This is a genomic window from Kaarinaea lacus, from assembly GCF_975902315.1.
The window spans coordinates 1-4,198 of sequence record NZ_CDLKIE010000164.1 but is presented as its reverse complement, the minus strand read 5'-3'; the positions used below and the strand labels follow the sequence as shown (position 1 = coordinate 4,198).

Sequence of the window (4,198 nt, the reverse complement as noted above, 5' to 3'; positions counted from 1 at the left end):
GTCAAAATGACAGCATACCATGTGGCGATGCCTGGGTAATGGTACCAGCTTTAATGTAGCTTCCGTAATTAACGATAATGTCCCTTCCGTACCACAGATAAACCTGGCGAGATTAAACGGTTCACCTTGCGGATTCCACGGTTGTGAATCTGCCAGAATGTGAAACGGGTAACCCATATTGCAAGGTACTACATCATTCGCCGGGTAAGCGTTCAATATAGTGTCCTTCTCATTATCAATAGCGTCCTTGATAAATTTGCAGAGTTTTCCTTCCAATGACTCCTGGTTAGTTCGGTTGATCAGTTGCTGGTTAGTCATGGCACTGAATTTGGAATAGCTGGCATCACTGAGAATGTTATCCAGTGAAAGCACGTAATCCCTGGTTGTACCATACATGGGGCAATGGGCGCCCCAGGCATTGTTGCCGATCATGCCGCTAATAGTACAGCGGCTGGCAGTAGAAGGGTCGGGTGCAAATTGCAGATCAAATTTCTGAATCTGCTGGTTTAGTATATCCAGTACCACCCCAGGCTGTACGCGCGCCGTTTGTTGTTCAACATTTATTTCAACGATATTGTTCATATATCGTGAGGTATCAACCACGATAGCTTCACCTACCACCTGGCCGGCGAGACTGGTCCCGGCTGCTCGTGGAATCAGGGGGATTTGATGTTCCCTGGCAAATTGCACCAGTTCAATACAGTCATTGCGATGTTTTGGCTTAACAACGGCGAGTGGTTGATGCTGGTAAATGGAAGCATCCGTGGCATACAGCATCTGGTTCAGTTCATCGAAACGAACATCACCATCGATCAATTTTGCCAGCGATTGGAATAAGCGGGTATTGTTCTGGTTACTCATAGATGATGTAGATTGATAACTGCTTATTCGATGGTAGATGGTTTTTCGGAATGTGCCAAATATTGTGCGGAAAATACCGTGACATCTAAGTAGTTTGTCTAGCTTCGGCCGCGGCGTATTGCTACGGGTATTGGATTATGTTGTGAACAAATGTTAACCATACCATAGTTTGCGTCGTTTATTACCTATAATCAAGGTACAAATTATCAATATCAGAATCATTTCTTATCCTGGAGTTAGCGGAAACGAAAAATGGAAAACAAAGTCATCGAGTCAGCCTATGAATTGCTGAACAAGTCTGTATTAAGTTATCAGGGCAAGCCCGTGGGTACAGCAGCCGCAGTACATAGCGAAGTAGAGGCTGCAAATTATGAGGAATGTTTTGTACGGGATTTCGTACCCAGTGCGCTGGTGTTTCTCATGGACGGTGAAACCGAGATTGTCAAAAATTTCCTGAATGTAGTGATGGAACTCAGGGGACAACAATCCGTCATGGAAGGACATGAGCGAGCAATTGGTTTAATGCCGGCCAGTTTCCAGGTGCCACGCGACAGTGATAAAAATGCTGCACCATCGGCAGATTTTGGCGACCGTGCTATCGGGCGTGTTGCACCTGTTGATTCCGCCATGTGGTGGATGTTGTTGCTTCGGGCTTATGTGAACATTACCAAAGATCGAAGCATTGCCTATAGTGATCCCATGCAGGAAAGCATGCGTTCGATCTTGCGATTGTATCTTCGCGAAAGTTTTGAAACATCGCCGGCCATGCTGGTGCCTGATGCCTCGTTCATGATTGATCGGCGCATGGCAGTGTATGGCCATCCCCTGGAAATACAGGCCCTGTTTTATGGAATGTTGCAAACTGCGTTAGAGTTATTGAAACCAGATCCAGAAAACGAGCAACTATTATTACGTGCGAAAAAACGTTTACAGACCTTACGTTCCTATGTGCGCATTTATTTCTGGCTGGATCAGGAAAGACTCAATGAAATCCACCGCTTTCGAAGTGAAGAATTCGGTCATGATGCAGTAAATGTTTTAAATATCTATCCGGAAACTATTCCAGACTGGATTGATGGCTGGGTGCCGGACAACGCCGGATATTTGGTTGGAAACCTTGGGCCTGGTCGTATGGATTTTCGCTTTTTCTCGTTCGGCAATTTGCTGTCGATATTATTTGGCCTGGCCACTGACGATCAGGCTGTTCAAATAATGCATCTATATGATGCGCATTGGGATGAGCTGGTGGGACAGATGCCGTTAAAAATTTGTTATCCCGCGGTGACTGGTGAAAAGTGGGCCTATACTACGGGAAGTGATCCTAAAAATGTAGCGTGGTCGTATCACAATGGTGGTAACTGGCCTTGCCTGTTGTGGGCGTTTGTAGGGGCTGCACTACGAGTTCATAGAAAAGACCTTGCCTGCAAAGCGATTGACACCGCCATGGATAAATTAATGAAACACCAATGGCCCGAATATTATGACGGTAATAAAGGAACACTCATTGGCCGGCGGGCCAATTACAATCAAACCTGGACGGCAGCGGCTTTAATCGTTGCCCATCGCCTGATGGAAGATCCGGATTCCCGGTCGGTGCTTGAATCGATTAGTTTCTGATAAATAGTTGTATCGTTCTGGAAAAGAGAAGCCCTTCCCAGAGTCGTCATGGGAAGGGTTCTAGTTGACTGTAAAGTCACAATCAGCGTTGTCGTTATTACACAGCGTGTGCACGAACATGGGAAGCACCATTCACCAGATTTGACGCTTTACCTGCTATCGTGCGTTCCGTTCCGGAAAGAGGGCTTTCGCCAGATACACCAACCAGTACCAGGGCTGCACCAATCAAAGGCAGTATAGCCAGGGCTCCCAATGGGGCAGTGCTTGCTGTCATCGTTGTGACGATCAAGCCGCTTCCAACAACGACATTCGCGATACGATTAATTGAGTTTTTCATCATTTTCTCCTTTTGTTGACGGGTTAATTTACAGTTTTACAAAGTTTCCTGTTTCATTTGCTTCTGTATGGTTGGAGTATTTGATGCTGAATTCAAAATTATGACTTGCTTAAGAGATGCTTAAGCCCTTATAAACTATGGGTAAATAGTGAGTCTGGATAAAAAACACACATTCTTGTGCGAAGCTGCAGGCGGATAGATAACGGGAGTCGATAGCCAGAAAACTATCAATAAAAGCGTTAGCAAAAATAATCAGCAGCAGTCATTATTAGTGATATAAACGATGGATAAAACGACGGCAACAGAATTCTACTGTTGGCGATAGTTGTCAATAATGAGTATCATTAGCTTCGAGCGTTAACTCGAACCATTAAAAAACGCTGCGGACTACTGGTAATCAACAGTTACTGTTAACAAAGTTTTGCTGGAAGTAGTGTGGGGGTACGCATTTATTCTGCGGGTAAGAATAAATATGGTCACAGGGAAACGGGGGGAGTGGGACACTGTAGTTATTTTTCGGGTGTCTGAACTATAACAATGATGATAACAACAAAAAGCTGGCGTAGTTTAGTATTATTGTTAACAAGTTTTATATTGCTGTCTTGTAGTTCCGGGGGAGGCGACGGAGCCGCGCCTGGTGAAAGCCCGAATAAAGTTGTTGCCAATAACATAGAAATTAATCTTGATGAGGACGTATTCTCCGATCCTATTGATGTACTGGAGAACATTGAGGATGCCTCATACTTCCTGGATAGTTATACGCAACCAGCTAATGGTAGCGTGCAGCAGGACGCCAACGGTCTAATCATATATCAACCCGCATCAAATTATTTTGGTGATGATTCTTTTACCTACACCATCTCTGATGGGAATGGTTCAGAGTTGTCAGCAACTGTTGTGGTTCATGTGGCAGCGGTTAACGATGCGCCTCTGGTGCAGGACGATGAGTTCAGTCTGGTTGAAGACTCAACCGGGGTGGAGATCACAGTTCTATCCAATGATAGCGATATAGAGCAGGACGCGCTGAGTATATTCCTGGGTGAAAGCCAGTTACAGGCGCCCCAATTCGGGCAGGCTTCTGTTACCCAGGATGGACATATTTTTTATGTCCCAAATCCGAATTTTTCCGGTATTGATAACTTTCAATATCGTGTCTCCGATGCGGGTGGCGCCAGTTCCATTGGAAATGTAACAGTAACCGTGTTCCCAATTTCTGATCGCCCGATCGCTAACACTGGTGGACCTTATTCAGCGCTTGTTGGTGAACCGGTCACTCTGGATGGAAGTCAGTCATTTGATCCCGATGGGGCTGGTATTCAGCGTTACTCGTGGGACTTTGGTGACGGTACCAGTGCGACAGGCGTCAGCCCATCCAAAACATAC

General features: G+C 45.5%; 4 protein-coding genes. 2 read left to right on the top strand and 2 right to left on the bottom strand.

Annotated elements, in window-relative coordinates:
* Positions 1-861: FAD-binding oxidoreductase (locus tag ACWVCM_RS04610; RefSeq protein WP_455200543.1), on the bottom strand; the 861-nt coding region annotated here is incomplete at its 3' end.
* A 252-nt stretch (positions 862-1,113) separates the two neighbouring features.
* Between ACWVCM_RS04610 and ACWVCM_RS04605 the strand changes: the two genes are divergently transcribed.
* Positions 1,114-2,478 carry a glycoside hydrolase 100 family protein gene (locus ACWVCM_RS04605; RefSeq protein WP_455200542.1) on the top strand — a complete coding sequence of 455 codons (1,365 nt, stop codon included), beginning with the start codon at positions 1,114-1,116 and terminating at the stop codon, positions 2,476-2,478.
* A gap of 97 nt (positions 2,479-2,575) precedes the next feature.
* On the opposite strand, the gene ACWVCM_RS04600 is transcribed toward ACWVCM_RS04605, so the two are convergent.
* Positions 2,576-2,815, bottom strand: a complete 240-nt coding sequence (locus ACWVCM_RS04600) for a hypothetical protein (protein ID WP_455200541.1) — start codon at positions 2,813-2,815, stop codon at positions 2,576-2,578.
* Between the two features lie 537 nt (positions 2,816-3,352).
* On the opposite strand from ACWVCM_RS04600, the gene ACWVCM_RS04595 reads away from it, so the two are divergent.
* On the top strand, positions 3,353-4,198 hold an 846-nt coding region (locus ACWVCM_RS04595; RefSeq protein WP_455200540.1), incomplete at its 3' end, for a tandem-95 repeat protein.